Below are 22086 nucleotides of genomic sequence, written 5' to 3'. Positions count from 1 at the left end.
ATGTCATGGAGGCTTTGCGGAAGAACATTCTCGGGGAAGGAATGGGCACGCCGATCGAGTGGCTGGCGAAGCCGGCCTCGGTGGCGATCGTGCTCTTTGCACGGGCCATCACCGCCGTCCGGGCCATCTGGCCTGAGAGCGGCATGCAAACCCGCCGCTGCGTCTATTTCGCCAACCATTCCAGCCATGGCGATTTCATCCTGATCTGGACTGTCCTGCCGCCACGATTGCGCCGACGCGTCCGCCCGGTGGCAGGCGCGGATTATTGGCTGAAATCGCCGCTCAACAGTTTCATCGGCCGGGATGTCTTCAATGCCGTGCTGATCGAGCGGGATCGCGAGGCACGTAAGGAAGATCCGGTCACGCAGATGACGCAGGCGCTCGATGCAGGCTCTTCATTGATCCTCTTTCCGGAAGGCACCCGCAATCTGACTGATCAGCCGCTGCAGCCTTTCAAGAGCGGGCTTTTCCATCTTGCTCAGGCCCGCCCCGATATCGATCTCGTGCCCGTCTGGATCGATAACCTCAATCGCGTCATGCCCAAGGGCGAGTTCGTGCCTATTCCGCTGATCTGCACCGTCAGCTTCGGCGAGGCGCTGCATATCGGCGACACCGAGGAGAAGGCGGAGTTCCTGGCAAGAGCCGAAGCGGCGCTACTGGCGCTGGCGCCCAAGCGGGCGGGAGACAGAACATGAGTGCGGCAAGTGCCGATCTGATCCACCTTGTTCTTGGCATTTTCGGCGTCCTGATCGTCGCCTCCGTCATCGGCTACGTACTGGAACGGCGCCTTTCGCCCGACGGATCGAATGCGGCGATCGAAAACCTGAATGCGCGCATCAAGGCCTGGTGGGTGATGGTGGTGCTGATCGGCATTGCCTTCATCGCCGGGCGTGCCGGCGTCATCCTGCTGTTCGCCTTCTGCTCCTTTGCGGCACTGCGCGAATTCGTGACGCTGATCAACACGAAGCGGGCGGATCATTGGGCGCTTGCCGCCGCCTTCTTCGTCGCCTTGCCGGTGCAATATTACCTGCTCTGGGCCGAGCAATACGGCATCTATTCGATCTTCATTCCCCTCTACGCCTTCCTCTTGATGCCGATTATCGCGGTGCTGCGCGGCGATACCGAGCGGTTTCTGGTGCGCATCGCCGAAGTGCAATGGGCGCTGATGATCTGCGTCTTCTGCGCCTCGCATGTGCCGGCGCTGCTGACGCTGCATATTCCCGGCTACGAGGGCCGCAACGTGCTGCTGATCGCCTTCCTGGTGATCGTCGTGCAGCTCAGCGACGTCCTGCAATATGTCTGGGGCAAGTTGTTCGGGAAAACGAAGATCGCGCCACGGCTGTCTCCATCGAAGACGGTGGAAGGCTTCGTGGGCGGTGTCATCAGCGCTTCCTTGATCGGCGCGGCGCTCTGGTGGGTGACGCCGTTCACGCCGCTGCAGGCCGGGCTGCTCGCCTTCATCATCACCATCATGGGCTTCTTCGGTGGTCTCGTGATGTCGGCGATCAAACGGGATCGCGGCGTCAAGGATTGGGGGCATCTGATCGAAGGGCATGGTGGGCTGATCGACCGGCTGGACTCGGTCGTCTTCTCCGCGCCGATCTTCTTCCACCTCGTGCGCTTCTGGTGGTCGCTGTCATGAGCGAGAAGCTGAAAGCGCTTGCCGGCAGCACCATCGTGCATGTGCTTTTCGCCTTTCTCGCCATGGGCGGCTGGGCGGTCTTCGCCAATCGCATGCACCCGATGCCGCGGCCACTGATTGCGGGCCTCGTGCAGGGCGTGCTTTCCGGCTGCCTGACACTGTTCCTGAAATCCGTGGTCGAGGCTTTGTCGCGGCGATTCAGTGGCCTTCTGCGCCTTTGGGCGCCGCCGCTGATTGCCTGCCTGGGCTCGGCGACCATCCTGGTTCTCATCCATGCGCTGAGCGGCACGCCGGAGATCCTGAAGACCATCGCCGTGCCTCTGCTGGTCTCCTCCAGCTATGCGGCGATCTATAATTACTCGATCTCGGGCGGAAGGCTGCGAAGTCATGGAAGGTGAGGGGCGATGACAGGCGAGGGGATGGGCGACAGACGACCGCTGGCGAGCCGAAATACGCGGTGGGCTCAGATGCTGGCGCGGCGCATGACGGCGCTTTCGGTAACGCCGAACCGGATCTCACAGGCGAGCATGCTCATGGCAGCGCTGGCGGGAGCCTCGTTCTGGCTCTCCGGCGCCGCCGATAGTCTCGGTATGCGAGTGGTCCTGCTGATCCTTGCCGCCTTGTTCTGCCAGTTGCGTCTGCTCTGCAATCTGCTTGACGGCATGGTGGCAGTCGAAGGCGGAAAGGGGGAGGCCGACGGGCCGTTCTGGAACGAATTTCCGGATCGGATCGCCGATATCCTCATTTTCGCCGGTATCGGTTATGGCATTGCGATACCAGGCCTCGGCTGGGCGGCTGGCGCCTTTGCTGTGTTGACCGCCTATGCGCGCGAGCTTGGCCGCGCCACCGGCAATCCCAGCAATTTCGGCGGTCCGATGGCCAAGCAGCATCGCATGGCGGTCACTACGGCGGCGGCTTTGCTTTCGATTGTCGAGGCTCTATGGACCGGCGGCAGCTGGGTTTTGACGATCACGCTCTGGATCATTGCCATCGGTTCGGCGGTCACGGTATGGAGGCGCAGCCGCAATCTGATCCGGCAATTGAAGGCAAAGGGTTGATCGGCACTTTTGCCGCCCCCTTGCGCCGGATAGCGATCCTTTCTATATCCCTCCAGAATTAGGCAGGTTGCGAATGGTGCAGCCCATTGCCCGCATGAAAATTCGCCGCTTTTGCATGGCATCCGGCGGCAGGAAGCATGATCCCGAAAAGTGTGCAGCGGTTTTTGGATCAGATCGTGCGAAATGAAATCGTGAGAGCGTGACGACGTTTCGAAGGAAGGTCATCCCGCTACGGACAGCATCGAAGATCGTTCAAGACTGGCGGCAACGACCGTGAATACACTGGATTTTGACAAGAGGCCGGAAGATACCCGCGTCGTCGTCGCCATGTCGGGCGGTGTCGACAGCTCCGTCGTTGCCGGCATTTTGAAGCGGCAGGGCTATGATGTGCTCGGCATCACGCTGCAGCTCTATGACCATGGCGCGGCCGTGCATCGCGCCGGCTCCTGTTGCGCCGGCCAGGATATCGACGATGCGCGCCGCGTCTGCGAAACGCTCGGCATCCCGCACTATGTGCTCGACTATGAAAAGCGCTTCCGCGAGACGGTGATCAATCCCTTCGCCGAGAGCTATGTCGCCGGCGAAACGCCGATCCCCTGCGTTGCCTGCAACCAGACAGTCAAGTTCGCCGATCTGCTGCTGACCGCCAAGGAACTCGGCGCCGATGCGCTGGCGACCGGCCATTACATCCGCTCGCGCCCGAATCCCTCTTTTGAACATCCGCATCGTCGCGCGCTCTATCGCCCGGCCGACGCCGATCGCGACCAGAGCTACTTCCTTTTCGCGACGACGCAGGAACAGATCGACTATCTGCGCTTTCCGCTCGGCGGCATGCCGAAGGCGGAGACTCGTGCGCTTGCTGAAGAGATGGGCCTCGTCGTTGCCAAGAAGGCCGACAGCCAGGACATCTGTTTCGTGCCGCAGGGCAAATATTCCGACGTCATCGCCAAGCTGAAGCCGAATGCGGCGCTTGCCGGCGAGATCGTTCATCTTGACGGCCGTGTGCTCGGCCAGCACGAAGGCATCCTGCATTACACGATCGGCCAGCGCCGCGGCATCGGTGTTGCCACAGGCGAGCCGCTCTACGTCGTCTATCTCGACGCCCGCTCGCGGCGCGTCATCGTCGGCCCGAAGGAGGCGCTGGAAACGCATCGCGTCTATCTGCGAGATGTCAACTGGCTGGGTGACGAACCGCTCTCGCAGGCCGCTTCCGGTGAAGGCTTTGCCTGTTTCGCCAAGGTCCGCTCCACCCGCGCGCCGTCGCCTGCCGTGCTGCATGCCGATGCCAGCGGCATCTATGTCGATCTTACCGTCGGCGAGGCCGGCGTGGCTCCAGGGCAGGCCTGCGCGCTCTATTCGGCACCGGGCGACGACGCCCGCGTCTATGGCGGCGGCTTCATCGAACGCTCGGAACGCGAGCCGATGGCGGAGGCTTCGTTGAAGGCGCTACTGGCAGGCCCGGTGGCTGCTTGAGGGCGGATGTATCGGCGTCAAGAGAAAGCACTGATTTTTCCAAATCATCCGCTTGACACCAAGCCGAACCGCACCTTATAAGCCGCTCAACCGACGAGCTAGCGCTTTCGAGCGACGGTTCGTTTGACCTTTGCATTTGATTTCAACATCAAATGTGGCGTGGCGGAGTAGCTCAGTAGGTCAGAGCAGAGGAATCATAATCCTTGTGTCGGGGGTTCAAATCCCTCCTCCGCTACCAAAATTCTAATTTAAATCAATGGCTTATTGATTTCCCGAGGCGCTGCCCGCTCCAGATGGACAGAACTGGGCTCACGAGCCCGCCGAGCCGATTCCCTTCGGGCCATCGAGACGGGTCATGTTCTCGTCCAAAGATCGCACGACCTCTATCATGGCGCTCAATGCCGACATCATGAGCGCGTGGTCATGACCTTCCTGGGATTGGGATAGAGCAAGAGCGCGCGTGTGAAGCTGTTGGTTAATCGAGTCCAACCGGTCGATCGTGTCCTGGTTCATAGCCATCTCCTTTGCGAACAAATTGAACAGAGTGCCATATGTTCGGGAATGCTCCGAGCGCGACATTTGTTCCGGTGGTGGGCTTCCGCCAAATTGCGGTAAGTTCCAAGGGATGGGGGTATCCTGGTTGCGAAGGTCGCGGTGTTCCCCACGCGACGATATGGCGGCATCGAAAATTCTTGCTGCGCTTCCGAATGATGTCGGAACCAAGAGTGGCTGCCTGCGTAAAGATAGGTAACGAGCTTTACTCGATCCTCATGTGGAACCGAGCGCCTTGAGCCGCGCGAGTTCCGGATGAGGCGCGGCTTTCCATGACGACACCAAGAGCAACTTCGAAGGGAGGCCCTGATGTCGAGCTATAAACTTCTTCTTATGTTCTTTCTGTCCGCCGGCCTGCTGACCTGCATGATCCTGGTCGGCCTGCTTTCGCTGCATCAGTGAAATCGATCAGGCAAATTGATGCTGAACGGCGGCAGGAGTTCGTGACTGGAGCCCAGGTGTGTTGTGAAGGCATGCAGTTCGGCGACATCGTCCGCGGCTGCGACACCTGCTTGCGGTGAGAGACAGTCTCACACGAACTCAACGCCTATGCTGTTGATTTTTCGCCAGCGCACCTCGCAGGCGAGCAGCCTGTCGTCCGGAAATCGCAGACTGAAGGTGTTTGGTACCGCGAGCGGGTTTTCGATTTGGATCATGGCGCCGGTATCCGACAGGTTTCTGACAGTGCAATCAAAAACCGAATGGCCGCCGTTGAATATGATCTTGCCGCCGAGAAGCGTACGTTTTCGGAGGGATGCTCGACCTTCGGGTGACAGTGCCGTCATCGCGTTGGCTTCCTCATTTCTACATTTTGCTAATATGCCATGTTCCAATATCGAAGATATTAACGGCAGGCTGTGAATTGCGTGCTTTTCACGGGTCGACCGATGAGGCGGCCAGTAAGGGCTTCCTGAAGGTTGACGTTCCTCGATTGCGGCGGAAGATCTCCGGTAAACCAATTCTCCGGCGAACAAGTTATCGTCATTGATGTTGTATTTCCAAACAGTCACCGCAAATCCGTGCAACATGTCTTGCAAGAAGAAACATGCTCTGGCACCGTGCCGCCATAGGGGATCGGGGTTTTCAATGAGACTGTTTTTGGCGGTGACCACTGCATTGGTGGTCGCCAATTCTGCAATGGCTGCCGATGAAGCCGCGAACAACGCGCTCCGGGTTTGCAAAATGATCGACAATACCGGCTTGTTTACTGCGCCGTGTCAGGTTGCCGGCAGGAAGAACGCTGTCGTAGCGACGATAGATCTGCCGAGTGCCGACGCCAGGAAGGCATGCATGCAGATTGCCGGCGTGGCTTCCTCCAAGGGATTTCATTTTCCCGGCGGCGAATGGACGGTGCAGATCAGGTCGCCGACCAGCGGCGACAAATCGATCGCATTCTGCAGGCTGCCTAAATAGAGCAATTCCAGGAAAAGTGCGTAGGGGTTTTCCGTCCGGAATTGCATGAACAAAGGATAGAGCGTTTTCGCGATTCGAGGAAAAGCGGAAGGCTCTATCCCCGTCAGGCCGACGCGTTCAGCTCTTCCTCGGCAAAGGCAAGCTGCAGCTCCATCTGGACTGCGTGCATATAGAGGCCGGCCTGCCGCGAGATTTCGTCGTCTTCCACTCCCTGTTCCCGCAGGACGGCGGCAAAGCTCGCCATTTCCGAACGCCAGAAGCGGTTTGCCGCCTCTCCGTGAAGCTGCTGCAGGGCTTTGGCACACCGCCTGACATCACTGGTACGCCTGTCGGCCGGGAATGGTAGAAGCGACATATTCTCTCCGTCATTGGCAGAGCGAATCGCCTGCCTCTATTGGCAACATCGCCGGCACTCCTTCATAAAAAGTGAATTATCTCAGGGAGATCCCGCCTGACGCGGGATGGCGGCGCGTTTTTACTGCAATACGGATATGCCAGCCTCGCGGGCAGCCTTGATCAAGGCCTCCCTCACGGCCTCGGGCGGGACGGCGCCAAGCATCGCTTCAAGGCAGATACGCACCGCGGCGACATACTCCTCGCCATGCTCGACCGGCCAATGCTCCAGCAGCAGTTCAGCGACCTGATGTACTGAATTGACGCGGCGCTGCCTGCCGTTTTCTCCGATCACCAGCGTGATAGCCGGAAATGGTCGTAAAGTGTCTCGTTTCAACACGCATTACCTCCGAAACGTACTTGCTTCGGTAACGTTGCAAAAAGCATTCCGGATCGAATAGCTTTCGGCTGGCGTTTATCGAGCTGGTTTCGTTTGTCCACGTAGAGCGGCGTGAACGCCGGCTGTCGGCGAGGGTTTTCGCATCGGCCGGCTCCTGCCGCGATACTTGTAGGCCCCGCGACAGCCCTCCACCGCCGCAGCATGGTCGAGGGTCCCGTCTATTGACGCTAGCCTGAACGGATCGGAATGGAGGCCGCTGAGAACTAAGGCTGGCTTGAGCGCCTTGCTTCCCGAGCCGGCGACGGGCTCTAGATGGCCTTAATCCAATACGTCCGCTTCAACGCAGGCCTCGATGAAAATTTTCCTGGCCTTGTCGCAGAGAAGGGGATCGTCGTTGGCGGCGAGGCAAAGGCTCCTGGCCGACTTGTATTTCTCGCCCCTGAGAGCCGGCCAACGGAAAAGGAGGTAATCGTGGGCTTCTTTCGGACTTCGAATTGCTTCCGGTATGCCATAGCCGATACGCAGATAAACGGGCTCGGGCCAGCGGACCTCGCCCCCATTAAATATCATGGTCATTTTCGATGGTGCTCCGACATTGTGATCGAAACTCCTGTCGCGACAAAAAGTTTCGCAATTTACGAAAAATCGATCGTGGCTGTCTTACAGCCTGGCGCGGGGCGGACGGCCGGGCGGAGCAAGGCCGGCTTGAGGGCGCACAGACCGATTGATGTCGCAATCATATGGAGAGACAGGCGGCCGTTTGGCGCACGGATGCATGTGGAAGATTGGGTGAATTCTATTGAGTCACGGGAATTTCGAGCGGGACGCCGGCCTCCGCCGCCGCTATGACAAAGCTGCTGCGAGCCTCCAGCGGCTGTCCCTGACCCCTTTCGACGTCGGCGCAGATTTGCAGAGCCATCATGAATGCCTTGCCCTCCGCCACCGGCCAGGCATTCAGCAACATGTCCAGTGCTTCCTTCGTGCTGGTGACGGCGTAAACTTTTCCAGTCCGCTTGCAGATGACCATGATGGGATAATTCCAGTCTTTACTATTCATGGTACGAGGCTCCGATCCGATGCCGCCGAAACTAACGCTGTGCTGCCTGAAAACTCAAGTTAATTTCAAGACGATATGTGGAGCAGCTGGGAGCCGTTTCAATCACCGCGGAAATCAATTCATGCGGAAGCGCGATCAACTTTCGAGTCATATCTTTCGATGCCGTGTTTTCACAGGCGATCATTCTATGAAGATTACTTGCGCGGCGGCGGAAGATCATAAAAGACTTGGACGCACCGCGCAGGCATGGAGAAAGCGATGGCGAGTTTTGTGGAGATCAAGGAACGGGCCGAGAAGCGCAAGGGCGGCGCCGAGGGCCTGAAGGCATTGATGCCGAAGGTGCCGAACCATGATGCCCTGCGTGCCCTGCCTGATGACCGCATCCTGTCGGAAATGACGCGTTACATCTTCTATGCGGGTTTCGTCCGCAACGTGATCGATGCCAAATGGGCGGGATTCGAGACTGCTTTTTCCGGTTTCGATCCGGCTTTTCTCAATCTAACACCGGATGATTATTGGCATGACCTGACCTCCGACACGCGTGTCATCCGCAATGGCGCCAAAATCATGTCGGTGCGGGCCAATGCGCAATTCGTTCGCAAGCTTGCAGACCAGCATGGCGGCGCGGGCCGCTTCTTCGCCGATTGGCCGCTGGAGGATCAGATCGGCCTGCTTGCCATCCTGGACAAGCAGGCGAACCGGCTCGGCGGCATGACCGGCCAGTATCTCCTGCGGGCGATCAGCCGCGACAGCTTCGTCATGAGCCATGACGTTCTCGTCTGTTTACGGCTTTCCGGTGTGCCGATTTCCGAAAGCAAACCGACGAAGAAGGACCTGCGTCTGATCCAGGATCAGTTCAATGTCTGGCATGCCGAGACGGGTCTGCCACTCACCCATCTCTCGCGCATCTGCGCCTTCTCCGTCGGAATGCCTGCCGAAGAGGACGAGACCTGATTGATCTGATCCGTCGAATGCTATTGGATCGCCTCGTCAGACAAGGAGGAATAGAATGACCACCGACAGCAGGCCCTTGGCCATCAGCGCGCCGGAGCCGCGCTCGCTCGAGCTTATCTTCACCAAGGACGCACTGTCGCTCCTTCAGTCGAAATATCGCATCGTCGAAGTGGGTGCGGATGATATCGGCGGGTTGGGTGACGATGTGCTCGGCGAGGCGCGCTATATCATTGGCCAGCCGCCCTTGTCGAAGGAGACGCTCGACCGCATGCCGCAACTGCGCTGCATTTTGAATGTCGAGAGCAATCTCATCAACAACATGCCTTATGAAGTGCTTTTCGCGCGCGGCATCCATGTCGTCACCACAGGTCTCGTCTTCGCCGAACCAGTTGCCGAAATCGGCCTTGGGTTTGCGCTAAGCCTGGCGCGCGGCATCGCTGATGCCGATTTTGATTTCCGCGAGGGCAGGGAACTCTGGGGCGGCGACGGCAATGCCGGCGCCAGGCTGATTTCAGGCAGCGATATCGGCATTGTCGGCTTCGGTGATCTCGGCAAGGCGCTGAATCGGGTTCTCTCCGGCTTCCGCGCCAATATCAAAGTATTCGATCCCTGGATGCCGCCATCGATCCTCCGCGAACATGGCGTACAGCCTGCCGGGCTGGACGAGGTGTTGTCCAGCAGCGATTTCGTCTTCGTGGTCGCATCGGTCACCAGCGAGAACAAGGGTTTTCTCGGTGCCGAAGCTTTTGCGAAAATGCGCACGGGGGCAGCCTTCATACTGCTCAGCCGCGCTGATGTGGTGGATTTCGAGGCGCTGATGGCGGCGGTCGCATCCGGCCATATCGTGGCGGCGAGCGACGTCTATCCTGAGGAGCCGCTCAGCCTTGATCATCCGGTGCGCAGGCTCAAGGGCTTTCTGCGCTCAGCCCATCGCGCCGGCGCTCTCGACAGCGCCTTCAAGAAGATGGGCGACATGGTACTGGAGGATATGGATCTGATGGATCGCGGCCTGCCGCCGATGCGCTGCAAGCGCGCCGAGCGGGAAACGGTGTCGCGCATGCGTTCGAAACCGGTGACGCGCAACTGACAGCAGGTCCCCATTCCCGGCGGTGTCTCTCTGCGTCGGGAATGGGTTTGCATTGACGGGACTAACGGCGGTCGAGCCGGTTGGCGAGACGATCGCCCAGCCACTGCATGCCGCAGACCAGAATGATCAGTACGATGACGACGGCGATCATGACACCGGTTTCGAAACGCTGGTAGCCGTAGCGGATCGCAAGGTCGCCGAGGCCACCGCCGCCGATCGTGCCCGCCATGGCCGAAGCACCGATCAGCGTCACCAGCGTCACCGTGAAGCCGGCGACGATGCCGGGCATGGCCTCGGGCACCAGCACTTCGCGGATGATCGTCCAGCGATTACCTCCCATGGCGCGCACCGCATCGATCAGGCTGCGATCGACTTCACGCAGCGAGACCTCGGCGATACGGGCATAATAGGGGATCGCGGCAATGGTCAGCGGCACGATCGCCGCCGTTGTCCCAAGCGCGGTGCCGACGATCAGCCGCGTCAGCGGGATGAGGGCAATCAGCAGGATCACGAAAGGCACGGCGCGGAAGCCGTTGACGAGCGCGGCAAGGATGCTGTTGATCGCAGGCTGCTCGGCAATGCCGCCGCGACCAGTGACGACGAGGGCTAGGCCGAGCGGCAGGCCGATGACCAGGGAGAGGAGGCCGGACGCAGTCGTCATCCAAATCGTCTCCCAGAAGGAGCGCCAAAGCAGGCCGAGGATCACATCAGTTGTCATAGCCTAAAACCTCTAACCGGGCGGAGCGGGCTTTCAGAAAATCGCTGACCTGCGCCGGCAGGTCCGGATCGCGCGTCGGGACGGCGACGAAGAAACGGGCAACGGGTTGGTTCTGGATGTGGTCGATGCCGCCGTGAACCAGGCGGAAAGAACGCGGCAGGGCAGCGGAAAGCTCCGCAAAGAGCGCGCCCTGCGCGGCCGGACCGGCGAGATCGACGCTGAGAATGGCCTCGATGCCGGAAGTCGGGGAGAGGCGCGCGGCGATATGTTCCGGCAATTGCGGCCGGATGCCGCCAAGCAGGCTTGCCGTGATTTCCGTTTGTGGATTGGCGAAGACCGACCAGACCGAACCCTCCTCGACGATCCGGCCCGCATCGATGACGGCGACGCGATCGGCGATGGAGCGCACCACCTCCATCTCGTGCGTGATGAGCAGGATGGTCAGGCCGAGTTTGCGGTTGATATCCTTCAGCAGCGCCAGGATCGATCGGGTGGTTTCCGGGTCTAGCGCCGACGTCGCCTCGTCCGACAGGAGCAATGCGGGCCGGGCGGCAAGGGCGCGGGCGATGCCGACGCGCTGCTTCTGGCCGCCGGAAAGGGCGGCTGGATAGGCTTTGGCCTTGTCGGCGAGGCCGACGAGTTCGAGCAGTTCGCGTGCGCGCTGCAGCCGTTCGGCCTTGGCCACGCCCTCGATCTTCAGCGGCAGGGCGATGTTCTCTTCGACGGTTTTTGCCGACAGCAGGTTGAAATGCTGGAAGACCATGCCGATGCGGCGGCGCAGCGGCTGCAGTTCTTGTTCCGAAAGGCGGGCAATGTCGCGGCCTTCGATATGGATCTCGCCGCTATCGACGCGCTCCAGCCCGTTCAGGCAACGGATCAGCGTCGATTTACCGGCGCCACTGCGGCCGATGATGCCGACGATCTCGCCACGGCGCGCGGTCAGAGATATGCCGTCCAGTGCCGGCGTGCCGCCGAACCGGCGACGGACATCAACCAGGCGGACGACTTCGTCGCTCGCCGCTCGTTCGGGCGGCGCCTGTCCGTCGATTGATGTGCCTGGGATGAAGGAATTCATATCTGCTTCCCAATCTTCTTTTTTACGTTCGGCGCGGGTTGAGCATGGGCTTTAAACATCGAAGGCGGCCCGGGCAAGATACCCCGGCCGCCTTACCGCTCAGCGCTGTCCCCCGCGCCGTACTGATATCAATAGGCGCTCTGGCCGGTACCCTTGTAGACCTTGTCGAACTCGGCCTTGACGGTGTCGTTCTGGTAAGCTGCAACCAGCGTCTTCACCCAGGCCTCGTTCTCGCTGCCCTTCTTGACGGCGATGAAGTTGCGGTACGGGTTGCCGTCGATCGGCTCCTGCGCAATGCGATCCTTCGGGGTCAAGCCGCTCTTCAGCGCCCAGTCGGTATTGACGACGGCTGCGTCCAGGTCGTCGATCGAGCGGCCGACGATGCCGGCGTCCAGTTCCTTGATCTCGACGTTCTTTGGGTTTTCAGAAATGTCGGCCGTGGTGGCGAGGATGCCGGTGCCGTCCTTGAGCTTGATCACGCCTTCATGCTGCAGAACACGCAGGGCGCGGCCTTCATTGGACGGATCGTTCGGCACGCCGATAGTGGCACCCTTCGGAAGGTCGGCGACAGCCTTGTACTTCTTGGTATAGAGCCCGATCGGCCAGACGCCCGTATAGCCGACGTTGACGATGTGATAGCCGTGCTGCTTGATCTGGTTGTCCAGATAGGGCTGATGCTGGAAGGCATTGGCCTCGACTTCGCCGCGCTCCAGGGCTTCGTTCGGCTGGGTGTAATCGTTGAAGACGACCGGCTCGACCTTCAGGCCCTTCTTGGCAGCTTCAGCGACCACGACGCGCCAGACATCCTCGTCCTCACCACTCATGATGCCGACCTTGATCGTCTTGTCTGCGGCGAAGGAGGGCGTAGCGGTCGCCGTCAAGCCGAACACGACGACAGCGGAGGCAAGGAGGGCAGCAAGGCCGGCGCGGCGAGAAAGGCGCGGCGCGTCGAAACCTTTAGAAAGCTTTTCAGTCATGGGAAATCCTGTTCCAGATGATCGAGATCGTTTTTCTCGGTGACATCAGGATCATCTCAGACGTGCGTTCTGTCCGCGAAGCAGGATCATGCGTTGTGCGGCGCAGTTCTGAAAAACTCTTTTCAGTGCAACGCGAAAGAGCAAACTAATTTTCCATAAATATTGTAGATTATTAATGCGGCAAAATGAGCATTTGCCTAAAAATTGAGCGCATCACCGGTGAATCGGGTCCTTCCAGAGGACTTCCTCCGGTTTTTCGACGGGTTCTATGTCGAGATTGACAACCACCGGCTCCTGACCGGAGCGGACGAGGACGCATTCCAGCGTTTCGTCGCGGCTGGCATTGATCTCCTGATGCGGCACGTAAGGCGGCACGAAGATGAAGTCGCCAGGACCGGCTTCGGCAACGAATTCCAGATTGTCACCCCAGCGCATCCGCGCCTTGCCTTTGACGACATAGATGATGCTTTCGAGATCGCCGTGATGATGGGCGCCGGTCTTGGCGTTGGCGTGGATCGTCACGGTTCCCGCCCAGATCTTTTCCGCGCCGGCGCGCGCATGGTTGATCGCGGTTGCGCGGTTCATGCCCGGTGTCTGCGCGGTATTCGGGTCGAGGGCATTGCCGGGGATGATTTTGACGCCATGTTCACGCCAGTCGACCGGTTGATGGCTGTGATCGTGCCCGTCTTGATGCCCATGCTCATGATCGCCGCACATGGTCGTCCTTTCGGCTTTGGAGGGAGATTCGCATGCCCTCCACGGGAACGCTGTTGTTTCACTCTACGCGAAGCCATTCAAAAATAAAGGGAATTACAAAAAGTTATCAATAAGGCTTTTCAAGTCGGGATTAATCTATAAACTTGATCAAGTTACATGACCGGTGGGAACATTTCGTGTGCATCCCGCGTTGCGCCGGTCACGAAATGGTTTGCCGCGCCGTTCCCCTCAATAAGGCGCGCCAAATTGAAGAAGCAGCGCTTGGGTCTCGGAGGAGAGACCATCAACTTTACATATATGCGCCGGACTTCCAATTGAAAGGAGACAGACATGTCGAATGCCTTGCCGCCCCTTCATGAGGGTCATGCCCCCATCACTCTGCAGCAGCTCTTCCGCGAAGCGCTCTACGCCTTCGAGGAATGGGACAGCGAAGTCACCGAACCGATCGTGACGTTCGAAGGGCGTATCCATCCCATCAGTGTCGTGTTCGAAGCCATGCGCGAATGCACTGATATCGTGCCCAACAACATCGTCTCGGCCGTGACCGAGCGGCTGACCAAGCCCTGGGAGGGCGAGGGTCCGCTTGATACGATGACTTTTTCGACGGCTGCCCGCGTTATGGGCGTTCTTGTTCGTAAAAGGCTGCTGGCTGTGAACAACGGCGTCAACGTCGCTGCCATTGCGGCAGATAGCCAGGCGGCGGAAACGTCGGATCGCTAATAGGCGAAGATTGTTTATGGAAGGCCCGCTGGCTATATCAGCGGGCCTTCTGCATTTCATCGGCCGCTCACATCGAATTCCGGATCGACGGGGATCTGCATTGCCGTAACCAGATGATTGGTCTGCCCGGCAAGCCCGATGACAGCGAGCAACTCCCCATGCTGTGCATCGGTCATGCCCTTTGCCCTGGCAGCTGCCGTATGGGAATGGACGCAATAGGTGCAGCCGTTGGCGGTGGAGACGGCGATGTAGATCATCTCGCGCACCAGCGGGTCGAGCGCCCCTTCCGCCATCATGACCGCTTTCAGGCCCTCCCACGTCCGTTTCAGCAAGGCGGGATCATTTGCCAAGCCGCGCCAGAAATTATTGACGAAATCGGATTTCCTCACCGCGCGAATGTCATCGAACACAGCCTTGACCGCCGGGATTGCGTCTGCTTCCGCATCATCGAGCAATTTCACCGTCGTCATTCTCTATCTCCTTCAGCAATCCTGACTGTGCCGGAACATAGCGCATTTTTCCGCCGTGTCGGCGGGGAGCGCGGTCGAATTTTCCTCCTCTTTTCATTTGCAAAATTCATCCATATGTGAAAATACTATTCACATAAGAAAATTGGGCCGATGCGAAAACCAGCTGCGAGGATATTCCTCAAGGCGGCGGAGCGCCTTGAGCCGGGCGATGTCAGGGAGTGGGAATATCGATGGTCTTGAAGAAGGACTTGCCTCTGGCCGGACTTGTCGTCGTCGACATGAGCCAGTTTCTGTCAGGTCCTTATTGTTCGCTGCGGCTGATGGATCTCGGCGCCAGGGTCATCAAGATCGAACGGCCAGGTGGGGGCGATCTCTCGCGCAGGCTTTATCTCAGCGACCGTGAGAGCGGCGATTCGACGATCTTCCATGCTATCAACCGCTCCAAGGAGAGTCTCGCGATCGACTTGAAGAGCGAGCGCGATATGAGCGCGCTGCGCAAGCTGATCTCCAAGGCCGATGTGCTTATACAGAATTTTCGCCCCGGCGTGCTCGAGCGGCTGGGGCTGGATCATGAGGCCGCAAGCAAGCTCAATCCGCGTCTCGTCTATTGCTCGATCAGCGGCTACGGCGAAGAGGGGCCGTGGGTCTCGCGCCCGGGGCAGGATCTTCTGGCGCAATCGCGCTCCGGCGTCATGTGGCTGAACGGCGATGAGGGGCAGGGACCGGTGCCCTTTGGTCTCGCGGTCGGCGATATGCTGGCGGGTGCGGCAGCGGCGCAGGGCATTCTTGCGGCGCTGGTGCGGCGCGGCGTGACGGGCGAGGGCGGGCTGGTGGAGACCAGCCTGCTGGAAGCCCTGATCGATCTGCAGGTCGAGGTGCTGAGCGTGCACATGAACAGCGGCAACAAGCTGCCGGAGCGCTCCCATGTTCGCAGTGCCCACGCCTATCTTTCGGCTCCCTATGGCGTCTATCGCGCCGCAGACGGTTATCTCGCTATCGCCATGACGCCGATTTCCAAGCTTGCCGATCTGCTCGGCATGGACGAGCTTGCGCCCTATCGCGATCATGAGAAAAGCTGGTTTACGGCACGTGATGAGATCAAGGCGCTGATCGCGGCGCGCATCGCCAGCCGCAACGTTGACGACTGGCTGGCGATCCTCGAACCTGCCGACATCTGGTGCGCAAAAGTGCTGAGCTGGCCAGAGCTGCTAGGTAGCGAAGGTTTTCGCGTTCTCGACATGCTGCAGACGGTCGGGCGCGAAGATGGCGTCAGCCTGCAGACAACCCGCTCGCCCATCCGCATCGATGGGCAGCGGCCGAAATTCGAGCGTGCGGCCCCGCACGTTGGCGAGCATAATGCGGCACTCTGGGAGGAGTTCGGCCTCGGTTAACGGGTCGAGAGGCCGCGATGGATATAGAAGGAGTTTTCCAATGACGCGCATCACCAATCTTCGCGTTTTCGACTTGCGCTTCCCGACATCGCAAAGCCTCGACGGGTCTGACGCGATGAATCCGGATCCGGACTATTCAGCAGCCTATGTCATCCTCGAGACCGACAGACCGGGGCTTGCCGGCCACGGCCTGACCTTCACCATCGGCCGCGGCAATGACATCTGCTGCATGGCGATCGAGGCGATGCGGCATCTGGTCGTCGGTACCGAGCTTGCGACGGTTCTGGAAAACCCCGGCAAATACTGGCGGCATCTGACCAGCGACAGCCAGTTGCGCTGGATCGGCCCGGAGAAGGGCGCGATGCACCTTGCCACCGGCGCGGTCGTCAATGCCGTCTGGGATCTACTCGCCAAGGAGGCCGGCAAGCCGGTCTGGCGGCTGGTTTCGGAGATGGATGCCGAGCAGATTGCCGATATCGTCGACTATCGTTACCTGACAGATGTCCTGACCCGCGACGAGGCCGTCGCTATCCTGAAGAAGGCGGAAGCCGGCAAGGCCGACCGTATCGCAACGCTCGAGCGCGAGGGCTATGCCTGCTACACGACCTCTGCCGGTTGGCTCGGTTATGACGATGCCAAGCTGCGCCGCCTGTGCCAGGAGGCGATCGACGCCGGCTTCAACCATGTGAAGATGAAGGTCGGCCGCGATCTCGAAGACGATATCCGCCGCCTCACGATTGCCCGCGAAGTGATCGGCCCCGACCGCTATCTGATGATCGATGCCAACCAGGTTTGGGAAGTCAATCAGGCGATCGACTGGGTGAAGAAGCTCGCCTTCGCCAAGCCCTTCTTCATCGAAGAACCCACAAGCCCGGACGATGTCGCCGGACACCGCAAGATCCGCCAAGCCATCGGTCCCGTGAAGGTCGCGACCGGCGAGATGTGTCAGAACCGCATCATGTTCAAGCAGTTCATCGCCGAGGGCGCCATCGATGTCGTGCAGATCGATTCCTGCCGCATGGGCGGTCTCAACGAAGTGCTGGCTGTGCTGCTGATCGCCGCCAAATATGGTTTGCCGGTCTGGCCGCATGCCGGCGGTGTCGGCCTCTGCGAATATGTGCAGCACCTGTCGATGATCGACTACATCGCCATATCAGGCACCAAGGACGGCCGCGTCATCGAATATGTCGATCATCTGCACGAGCATTTCATCGACCCCTGCATCATCCGCGACGCGGCCTACATGCCGCCGAGCCTTCCGGGGTTCTCGATCGAGATGAAGCCGGAATCGATCGCGGAATATACGTTTAAGGGGTGAGCTGCAGCCGACCTCCTTCTCTCCGAGGGGAGAAGGAGGTCGGCATATCGGCCTTACACGTTCCGCTTCAACCAGTCCCGAATGACCGACACGTCTGCATCATCAAATTCGTGACCGGCGGGCACCGTCGCGAGTTCGACCTTGGCGCCGCCATCCCGCAGGCGTTCCGCGAGAGGCTGGGCGTATGGGCCATACAGATCCTTCTCGCCCGCGATCACCAGGACTTCGGCATCCGACATATCAGCTGCCGGCGGATTTTCGAGGGCGGCCATCGAGCGCAGCAGCACGGCGCGGCGGATCAGATGCGGGTGCAGCGACAGCATGGCGTTCAGCAGATTGGCGCCGTTCGAGTAGCCGATATAGACGATGCGATCCGGATCGAGTCCGTAAACATGGATCGCGCCATCGATGAAGGCGGCGAAGGCTTCGGCTTCGCTCACGATATCGGCCTGATCGAGGGACATCGGGCCGGTCCGGCGAAACCAGCGCGGTGCACCTTCCTCGAGCGCACGGCCGCGCACGCTGAGCAATGTCGCGGCAGGATCGATCTTGTGGCCGAGCGGCAGCATGGTCGTTTCGTTGGCGCCGGAGCCGTGCAGCAGAACGAAGACATTGCCGTTCGGCTTGTCAGGCGTGAAGAAGCGATGGATGAAGGGCAGATCGCGATAGATGACGCGTGGCTCGCCGGGCATGGAGAACTGCGGCAGGACCACGTTCAGCTCGGCCAGAAGCTTCGGACTGTCGCCGGGAGCGAAGAGACGCGTGCCGAGCGTTGCCTCGTCCTCGTCGACCAGCATGCCGGGCGCGTCGGTTGCGAGTTCGAACAGGATGCGCCCGGGCTCGCGGACGTAGAGCGAGCGGAAATACTTGCGGTCATGCATCGCTGTCGGCCCGGAATCGATCGCCTGCAGGGCGGTACGGATTGACTGCAATTCGATGTCGTCGCTAGCGCGAAAGGCGACATGATCGACCGTGCCCGTGCCCGGAGCACTGGCCCAGAAGCCGCGCGCATCACGAATGTCGAGGATATCGCCCGATAGCGAGATGAGCCGGCCGATCGCCCCGCTGGTGGCGAGCGGCTGGTAGTCGAAGTGATCGACAAGGATGGCCCGGGTCTCCTCGGGCGTTTCGCTGAACAGCGTCGCGCCGCGGATACGCCGGATCACGTGCTCTTGCGGAATGGTGTCGCTTGTCCATGGAGCTGCCGCTTGCAGAGTATTGGTTCCCACCAGTTTGACGATGACGCCGTCCGGGTCCTTTAGCCGTAAGACGGGTTCGCCGAACTCCTCGGAGGGACCTTCCGGCTTCAGGCCGGCGCTCAGGGCGCGCGTCAGCCAGAAGCCGATGCTGGCTGGATCGATCGCAAGCGAGATCTCGCCGACCTGGCCGACGCCGGCGCGGCCGGGCGAGCCATCCTCCCAAACGAGAAAGGTGATCAGCGAGCCCGGCGAGCCTGTGGCATCGCCATAGATGAGATGAAGCTGCGTTGCGTCCTCGAAACCACCGGTGCGCTTGACGAGGCGCAGGCCGAGGAAGCCGACGTAGAAATCGACATTCGCCTGGACCTTTCGGGTGATCAGCGTGATGTGATGGATGCCGGCGACCATGGGATGCTCCAGACTGTTATTCGTTCTGGTCGCTATTTAGGCCGGGGCCATTGTTCAATGCAATGTGCGGTCTGTAGAAGGCAGTGTTCACAAAAACGCAACTTTTTATCGCGCTGCATCGGCTGTCAGATCAGGTTTCAGCCGCCCCCGATTTTTTCGGAGTCTTCCGTTTGGACTTTGTCTTTGGCTCCGGCTGTGGTTGCAGAGCTTCCTTTTCAAGCCGGAGCTCGCGCAGACGGGCCGTTTTTCGCTCACGGATTGCATGCTCGCTGGCGAGAATTTCTTTAACCGCCGAATCGAGCTGATTGGCTTTATCTGCCGGCGCCTGTCTCTTTGAGCCGAATAGGTTCTCTTTATTCGGTGGTGTCACATCAGCCTCCAGGGGTTGTATCGTGTTGACGCTGGTCGCAAATAGCCCAAGCTGATCGACTGTAGGCACAATGGAGATGGTATCATGCTGTAGCAGAAGATGCCCGCATCAACGACACAATTCCGCAGTCCTTTGCAGAAGCAGACGAGCGGAGTCCAAAGGAGAGGGTCTTTCGACTCTATTCAAAAGCAGCTGTATCAGCGCCATCACGTATGTCATCTTTTGATGCGCTATCCAACATTAGTTAATTTAGATGTTTCTGCTTGTGGAGAATATACCTATCCGATACAAGATGCGTCATCGATATTTGTGACCGACGCTTTGCCTCGACGCACTCTGCGCGACAACGACGAACTTCCCTCTCAAAATCGGTCCACTGCCAACCAGTGTTTCCTGGTTGACGTCTTTATGTGAGTGATTGAAAGGTCATCGTTATGAGCACAGGTACTGTAAAGTGGTTCAATGCTGCCAAGGGTTTCGGTTTCATTCAGCCTGATGATGGGGCGACGGATGTTTTCGTGCATATTTCAGCCGTTGAGCGCGCTGGAATGAGCACGCTGCGCGACGGCCAGAAAATCTCCTACGAGCTTGTCAAGGACAAGCGTTCGGGCAAGATGTCGGCCGACCAGCTCGAAGCTATGTAAGCCATTTGTTTTCCGGTCTTGGACCATGGATGAGATGGTATAGATCGTTAGGCAATGAAGGAAGAGGTCGGGTTGGTCCGGCCTCTTTTTTATTCACCCCTGTTTCCGCAAGGCGGACAAAACCCATCAAGGTCGAAGCACCGATGCATGATCGATGCGCGTTGCGACTTTGCACTCCCAAGCTGAGCGCCGGATGATTATTTCGTCCTGGGGCCGCTTACACTTTCGGCATCATGCCCTGGCCAACTCAATGCTCGCCGAGGCCATCTTCCGGCGATTTGCGGCGATGGCCGCTGATTTCGGAGCCGGCGGTGCGCGAGAAGCTGGCGTTCCAGATCACCGCGAGTAGTGCAATGGCCGTCACGACGATGAAGGCGACCGAGAAGTCGATCATCTCGGCTTTCGTCTCTCCACGCAGTTGCATCGAGCCATGCAGGGCAAGGGCGGCGACGCAGATGCCGAGAGACAGCATCAGCTGCTGGAAGGTCGAGTAGAAACTCGTCGCGATGCTCATGCGATCGCGCTCGATCTCGTCATAGGCGATGGTGTTGTAGGCCGTGAACTGGAACGACATGAAGAAGCCGCAGAAGAACAGGATCACGAAGATGACGGGCAGCGGCCAATCCGGCTGGAAGATGGCGCACATGCCGTAGCCGAGCGTGCCGATCAGGCCGAAGATGATAAGGGCCGTGCGGAAACCGAGCGTCCTCAGAATGCGGACTTGCAAGGGCTTCATGGCCATGGAGCCGAGCGCGGTCGCAATGGCGATCTGGCCGGCCGCAGCGGCCGAAAGGCCGAAGCCGAGCTGCAGCATCAGCGGGATCAGGAAGGGATGGGCACCCTGGCTGATGCGCGTCAGCGAACCGGCGATCACCGAGGTGCGGAAGGTCGGCACCTTCATCAGCGAAAAATCCATGATCGGCGAGGGGTGCCTGCGGGCGTGGCGCAGATAGGCAATGCCGAACAAGAGGCCGATGGAGATCAGAAAGACGGCAAGATAGCCTTCGCCCTCACGGCTCGACATTTCGAAGCCGAAGAGCAGAGAGCCGAGAGAGATGCCTGAGAGGATGAAACCCGAGAGGTCGAAACGGCCGGTGCGCGGGCCTTTCACCTCCTCGATGAACATGGTCACCAGGATGAAGCCGATGACGCCGATCGGCACGTTGATGTAGAAGATCCAGCGCCAGTCGAGATAGGTGACGAACATGCCGCCGACGGGCGGCCCGAGAATGGGGCCGACCAGCGCCGGGATCAGCAGCCAGGACATGGCGTTGACCATATCCTTGCGGGCGACGCTGCGCATCAGCACGAGACGCCCGACGGGCAGCATCATAGCGCCGCCGAGGCCCTGCAGCAGCCGCGCGATCACGAGGAAGAACAGGTTCGGCGCCTGCGCGCAGAGAAGCGAGCCGACAACGAAAACCGCAATGGCGGATCGGAAGACGGTGCGCGACCCGAAGCGGTCTGCAATGGCGCCGCTGGCGGGAATGAAGATCGCGAGGCTGAGGAGGTAGGATGTCAGCGAGATACTCATGGCCGGCGCACTGACGCCGAAGTCTCTTGCCATGGTCGGAAGGGCAGTCGCGAGCACGGTCGCGTCAAGCTGTTCCATGAACATCGCGCTTGCTACGATAAGCGCTACTACACGAAAATTCGGTGCGGCCCGCCTGGTGGGGGCGGCCTGGAATATCTGATCCGACATTGTCGGGGATCGCTCTCGATGGTGCGGTGGGGTCCGAGGACAGAACCGCAAATCTGGTCATGGCGCGAAGGCCTATTTGAACGGCGGTTTGTATACTCCTGCTTGCACGCGATTGCTATATCAGAAATCGCAAATCCCATTCATGGGATGAAAAAAATAACCCACGTGCAAGGGCAAACGGCTTCAAATGAATGTGAGGTGAATGAATAGGCGCGATATCGCGCCGAAATGCTCACGCTTGGTTTTTTCGCGTAAGATAATGTGCTGGTTTGGCCGGATGCCATAGGCAAAAACGTATGGCCCGCCCGTCTGCAAGAGGATTTTACGGTGTTCTGATCAGTTTGCGTCAACGTATACGGTCTCATGGGAAGTCCCCATGGCCAAGATGGACATCCGCGCGTTCAGAGC

Annotated in this window: 26 protein-coding genes and 1 tRNA gene; 13 read left to right on the top strand and 14 right to left on the bottom strand. The window is 59.6% G+C overall.

The features are described 5' to 3' along the window. Nucleotides 1-41 precede the first annotated feature (41 nt). From FHT84_RS24515 to FHT84_RS24490, 6 genes are all read left to right on the top strand, one after another. A complete protein-coding gene (locus tag FHT84_RS24515; protein WP_113250558.1) occupies nt 42-695 on the top strand; it encodes a lysophospholipid acyltransferase family protein in 654 nt (217 codons plus the stop codon). Continuing rightward, entirely contained in the window at nt 692-1642 is a 951-nt protein-coding gene (locus FHT84_RS24510) for a phosphatidate cytidylyltransferase (RefSeq protein ID WP_183764851.1), read from the top strand. Before FHT84_RS24515 ends, FHT84_RS24510 begins: the two co-directional genes overlap by 4 nt. Continuing rightward, on the top strand, nt 1639-2040 hold the full coding sequence (locus FHT84_RS24505) for a hypothetical protein (protein WP_112340556.1): 402 nt from the start codon (nt 1639-1641) through the stop codon (nt 2038-2040). Before FHT84_RS24510 ends, FHT84_RS24505 begins: the two co-directional genes overlap by 4 nt. 6 nt (nt 2041-2046) lie before the next feature. After that, nucleotides 2047-2700: a CDP-alcohol phosphatidyltransferase family protein gene (locus FHT84_RS24500; RefSeq protein ID WP_113250520.1), complete on the top strand. Its 654-nt coding sequence runs from the start codon at nt 2047-2049 to the stop codon at nt 2698-2700. Nucleotides 2701-2973: 273 nt separating this feature from the next. Beyond that, nucleotides 2974-4173 (top strand): tRNA 2-thiouridine(34) synthase MnmA, encoded by a 1200-nt coding sequence (mnmA, locus tag FHT84_RS24495; protein WP_113250521.1) that lies wholly within the window; start codon nt 2974-2976, stop codon nt 4171-4173. Between the two features lie 161 nt (nt 4174-4334). Then, nucleotides 4335-4411 (top strand) — tRNA-Met (locus FHT84_RS24490). Nucleotides 4412-4482: 71 nt separating this feature from the next. On the opposite strand, the gene FHT84_RS24485 is transcribed toward FHT84_RS24490, so the two are convergent. Together FHT84_RS24485 and FHT84_RS31545 are read right to left on the bottom strand one after the other, a co-directional pair. Beyond that, a complete protein-coding gene (locus FHT84_RS24485; RefSeq protein ID WP_113250522.1) occupies nt 4483-4686 on the bottom strand; it encodes a hypothetical protein in 204 nt (67 codons plus the stop codon). 569 nt (nt 4687-5255) lie between these two features. Beyond that, nucleotides 5256-5918 carry a PilZ domain-containing protein gene (locus FHT84_RS31545; RefSeq protein WP_246698629.1) on the bottom strand — a complete coding sequence of 221 codons (663 nt, stop codon included), beginning with the start codon at nt 5916-5918 and terminating at the stop codon, nt 5256-5258. Between FHT84_RS31545 and FHT84_RS24475 the strand changes: the two genes are divergently transcribed. Then, nucleotides 5908-6138, top strand: a complete 231-nt coding sequence (locus tag FHT84_RS24475; RefSeq protein WP_246721544.1) for a hypothetical protein — start codon at nt 5908-5910, stop codon at nt 6136-6138. The two genes, FHT84_RS31545 and FHT84_RS24475, sit on opposite strands and share 11 nt — an antisense overlap. Nucleotides 6139-6241: 103 nt before the next feature. On the opposite strand, the gene FHT84_RS24470 is transcribed toward FHT84_RS24475, so the two are convergent. The 4 genes from FHT84_RS24470 to FHT84_RS24455 all read right to left on the bottom strand — a co-directional run bounded on the left by FHT84_RS24470 (nt 6242) and on the right by FHT84_RS24455 (nt 7928). After that, the gene (locus tag FHT84_RS24470) at nt 6242-6493 is read right to left on the bottom strand and encodes a DUF6074 family protein (RefSeq protein ID WP_112340550.1); all 252 of its coding nucleotides are present in this window, start codon (nt 6491-6493) and stop codon (nt 6242-6244) included. 120 nt (nt 6494-6613) lie between these two features. Next, nucleotides 6614-6871 (bottom strand): DUF982 domain-containing protein, encoded by a 258-nt coding sequence (locus tag FHT84_RS24465; RefSeq protein WP_245430250.1) that lies wholly within the window; start codon nt 6869-6871, stop codon nt 6614-6616. A 318-nt stretch (nt 6872-7189) separates the two neighbouring features. Further along, on the bottom strand, nt 7190-7447 hold the full coding sequence (locus FHT84_RS24460) for a DUF982 domain-containing protein (RefSeq protein WP_112340548.1): 258 nt from the start codon (nt 7445-7447) through the stop codon (nt 7190-7192). 220 nt (nt 7448-7667) lie between these two features. Further along, nucleotides 7668-7928, bottom strand: coding sequence for a DUF982 domain-containing protein (locus FHT84_RS24455; RefSeq protein ID WP_112340547.1), 261 nt, complete (start codon nt 7926-7928; stop codon nt 7668-7670). Between the two features lie 258 nt (nt 7929-8186). Between FHT84_RS24455 and FHT84_RS24450 the strand changes: the two genes are divergently transcribed. Next, nucleotides 8187-8882, top strand: coding sequence for a DNA-3-methyladenine glycosylase I (locus FHT84_RS24450; protein WP_183764848.1), 696 nt, complete (start codon nt 8187-8189; stop codon nt 8880-8882). Nucleotides 8883-8937: 55 nt separating this feature from the next. Continuing rightward, nucleotides 8938-9969: a hydroxyacid dehydrogenase gene (locus FHT84_RS24445; protein ID WP_113250525.1), complete on the top strand. Its 1032-nt coding sequence runs from the start codon at nt 8938-8940 to the stop codon at nt 9967-9969. A gap of 61 nt (nt 9970-10030) precedes the next feature. Here FHT84_RS24445 and FHT84_RS24440 read toward each other — a convergent pair whose 3' ends face one another. The 4 genes from FHT84_RS24440 to FHT84_RS24425 all read right to left on the bottom strand — a co-directional run bounded on the left by FHT84_RS24440 (nt 10031) and on the right by FHT84_RS24425 (nt 13456). Further along, nucleotides 10031-10687 carry a methionine ABC transporter permease gene (locus FHT84_RS24440; protein WP_113250526.1) on the bottom strand — a complete coding sequence of 219 codons (657 nt, stop codon included), beginning with the start codon at nt 10685-10687 and terminating at the stop codon, nt 10031-10033. Next, nucleotides 10677-11762, bottom strand: coding sequence for a methionine ABC transporter ATP-binding protein (locus FHT84_RS24435; protein ID WP_113250527.1), 1086 nt, complete (start codon nt 11760-11762; stop codon nt 10677-10679). The genes FHT84_RS24440 and FHT84_RS24435 overlap by 11 nt, the downstream gene beginning before the upstream one ends. Nucleotides 11763-11890: 128 nt before the next feature. Further along, nucleotides 11891-12739, bottom strand: coding sequence for a MetQ/NlpA family lipoprotein (locus FHT84_RS24430; protein WP_183764845.1), 849 nt, complete (start codon nt 12737-12739; stop codon nt 11891-11893). Nucleotides 12740-12952: 213 nt separating this feature from the next. After that, nucleotides 12953-13456, bottom strand: a complete 504-nt coding sequence (locus FHT84_RS24425) for a cupin domain-containing protein (protein ID WP_112340541.1) — start codon at nt 13454-13456, stop codon at nt 12953-12955. A gap of 330 nt (nt 13457-13786) precedes the next feature. Between FHT84_RS24425 and FHT84_RS24420 the strand changes: the two genes are divergently transcribed. Next, entirely contained in the window at nt 13787-14176 is a 390-nt protein-coding gene (locus FHT84_RS24420; protein ID WP_112340539.1) for a hypothetical protein, read from the top strand. A 56-nt stretch (nt 14177-14232) separates the two neighbouring features. On the opposite strand, the gene FHT84_RS24415 is transcribed toward FHT84_RS24420, so the two are convergent. Beyond that, nucleotides 14233-14646: a carboxymuconolactone decarboxylase family protein gene (locus FHT84_RS24415; protein ID WP_112340538.1), complete on the bottom strand. Its 414-nt coding sequence runs from the start codon at nt 14644-14646 to the stop codon at nt 14233-14235. A 230-nt stretch (nt 14647-14876) separates the two neighbouring features. Between FHT84_RS24415 and FHT84_RS24410 the strand changes: the two genes are divergently transcribed. Then, on the top strand, nt 14877-16037 hold the full coding sequence (locus FHT84_RS24410) for a CaiB/BaiF CoA-transferase family protein (protein WP_112340537.1): 1161 nt from the start codon (nt 14877-14879) through the stop codon (nt 16035-16037). A gap of 40 nt (nt 16038-16077) precedes the next feature. Beyond that, the gene (locus tag FHT84_RS24405) at nt 16078-17355 is read left to right on the top strand and encodes an L-fuconate dehydratase (RefSeq protein ID WP_113250529.1); all 1278 of its coding nucleotides are present in this window, start codon (nt 16078-16080) and stop codon (nt 17353-17355) included. Nucleotides 17356-17408: 53 nt separating this feature from the next. On the opposite strand, the gene FHT84_RS24400 is transcribed toward FHT84_RS24405, so the two are convergent. Then, entirely contained in the window at nt 17409-18962 is a 1554-nt protein-coding gene (locus tag FHT84_RS24400) for a VOC family protein (protein WP_113250530.1), read from the bottom strand. 130 nt (nt 18963-19092) lie between these two features. Beyond that, nucleotides 19093-19332 (bottom strand): hypothetical protein, encoded by a 240-nt coding sequence (locus tag FHT84_RS24395; RefSeq protein ID WP_113250559.1) that lies wholly within the window; start codon nt 19330-19332, stop codon nt 19093-19095. A gap of 434 nt (nt 19333-19766) precedes the next feature. Between FHT84_RS24395 and FHT84_RS24390 the strand changes: the two genes are divergently transcribed. Further along, complete coding sequence (locus tag FHT84_RS24390; RefSeq protein WP_034503699.1) at nt 19767-19976, top strand: cold-shock protein; 210 nt, start codon at nt 19767-19769, stop codon at nt 19974-19976. Nucleotides 19977-20223: 247 nt separating this feature from the next. Here the strand turns inward: FHT84_RS24390 and FHT84_RS24385 are convergent, their stop codons facing one another. After that, complete coding sequence (locus FHT84_RS24385; protein ID WP_113250531.1) at nt 20224-21678, bottom strand: MFS transporter; 1455 nt, start codon at nt 21676-21678, stop codon at nt 20224-20226. Nucleotides 21679-22086 lie beyond the last annotated feature (408 nt).

It is taken from the genome of Rhizobium sp. BK289 (assembly GCF_014193575.1).
In the GTDB taxonomy this organism is placed as follows: Bacteria; Pseudomonadota; Alphaproteobacteria; order Rhizobiales; family Rhizobiaceae; genus Rhizobium; species Rhizobium tropici_C.
The sequence above is the reverse complement of the archived record's forward strand: the minus strand, read 5'-3'. Positions and strand labels throughout refer to the sequence as shown.

Coding starts and splice junctions, on each gene's coding strand:
- FHT84_RS24515 (WP_113250558.1), top strand. CDS start 42: ATGGGCACGCCGATCGAGTGGCTGGCGAAGCCGGCCTCGGTGGCGATC.
- FHT84_RS24510 (WP_183764851.1), top strand. CDS start 692: ATGAGTGCGGCAAGTGCCGATCTGATCCACCTTGTTCTTGGCATTTTC.
- FHT84_RS24505 (WP_112340556.1), top strand. CDS start 1,639: ATGAGCGAGAAGCTGAAAGCGCTTGCCGGCAGCACCATCGTGCATGTG.
- FHT84_RS24500 (WP_113250520.1), top strand. CDS start 2,047: ATGACAGGCGAGGGGATGGGCGACAGACGACCGCTGGCGAGCCGAAAT.
- FHT84_RS24485 (WP_113250522.1), bottom strand. CDS start 4,686: ATGAACCAGGACACGATCGACCGGTTGGACTCGATTAACCAACAGCTT.
- FHT84_RS24475 (WP_246721544.1), top strand. CDS start 5,908: ATGATCGACAATACCGGCTTGTTTACTGCGCCGTGTCAGGTTGCCGGC.
- FHT84_RS24470 (WP_112340550.1), bottom strand. CDS start 6,493: ATGTCGCTTCTACCATTCCCGGCCGACAGGCGTACCAGTGATGTCAGG.
- FHT84_RS24460 (WP_112340548.1), bottom strand. CDS start 7,447: ATGACCATGATATTTAATGGGGGCGAGGTCCGCTGGCCCGAGCCCGTT.
- FHT84_RS24455 (WP_112340547.1), bottom strand. CDS start 7,928: ATGAATAGTAAAGACTGGAATTATCCCATCATGGTCATCTGCAAGCGG.
- FHT84_RS24450 (WP_183764848.1), top strand. CDS start 8,187: ATGGCGAGTTTTGTGGAGATCAAGGAACGGGCCGAGAAGCGCAAGGGC.
- FHT84_RS24445 (WP_113250525.1), top strand. CDS start 8,938: ATGACCACCGACAGCAGGCCCTTGGCCATCAGCGCGCCGGAGCCGCGC.
- FHT84_RS24440 (WP_113250526.1), bottom strand. CDS start 10,687: ATGACAACTGATGTGATCCTCGGCCTGCTTTGGCGCTCCTTCTGGGAG.
- FHT84_RS24435 (WP_113250527.1), bottom strand. CDS start 11,762: ATGAATTCCTTCATCCCAGGCACATCAATCGACGGACAGGCGCCGCCC.
- FHT84_RS24430 (WP_183764845.1), bottom strand. CDS start 12,739: ATGACTGAAAAGCTTTCTAAAGGTTTCGACGCGCCGCGCCTTTCTCGC.
- FHT84_RS24425 (WP_112340541.1), bottom strand. CDS start 13,456: ATGTGCGGCGATCATGAGCATGGGCATCAAGACGGGCACGATCACAGC.
- FHT84_RS24420 (WP_112340539.1), top strand. CDS start 13,787: ATGTCGAATGCCTTGCCGCCCCTTCATGAGGGTCATGCCCCCATCACT.
- FHT84_RS24415 (WP_112340538.1), bottom strand. CDS start 14,646: ATGACGACGGTGAAATTGCTCGATGATGCGGAAGCAGACGCAATCCCG.
- FHT84_RS24410 (WP_112340537.1), top strand. CDS start 14,877: ATGGTCTTGAAGAAGGACTTGCCTCTGGCCGGACTTGTCGTCGTCGAC.
- FHT84_RS24405 (WP_113250529.1), top strand. CDS start 16,078: ATGACGCGCATCACCAATCTTCGCGTTTTCGACTTGCGCTTCCCGACA.
- FHT84_RS24400 (WP_113250530.1), bottom strand. CDS start 18,962: ATGGTCGCCGGCATCCATCACATCACGCTGATCACCCGAAAGGTCCAG.
- FHT84_RS24390 (WP_034503699.1), top strand. CDS start 19,767: ATGAGCACAGGTACTGTAAAGTGGTTCAATGCTGCCAAGGGTTTCGGT.
- FHT84_RS24385 (WP_113250531.1), bottom strand. CDS start 21,678: ATGTCGGATCAGATATTCCAGGCCGCCCCCACCAGGCGGGCCGCACCG.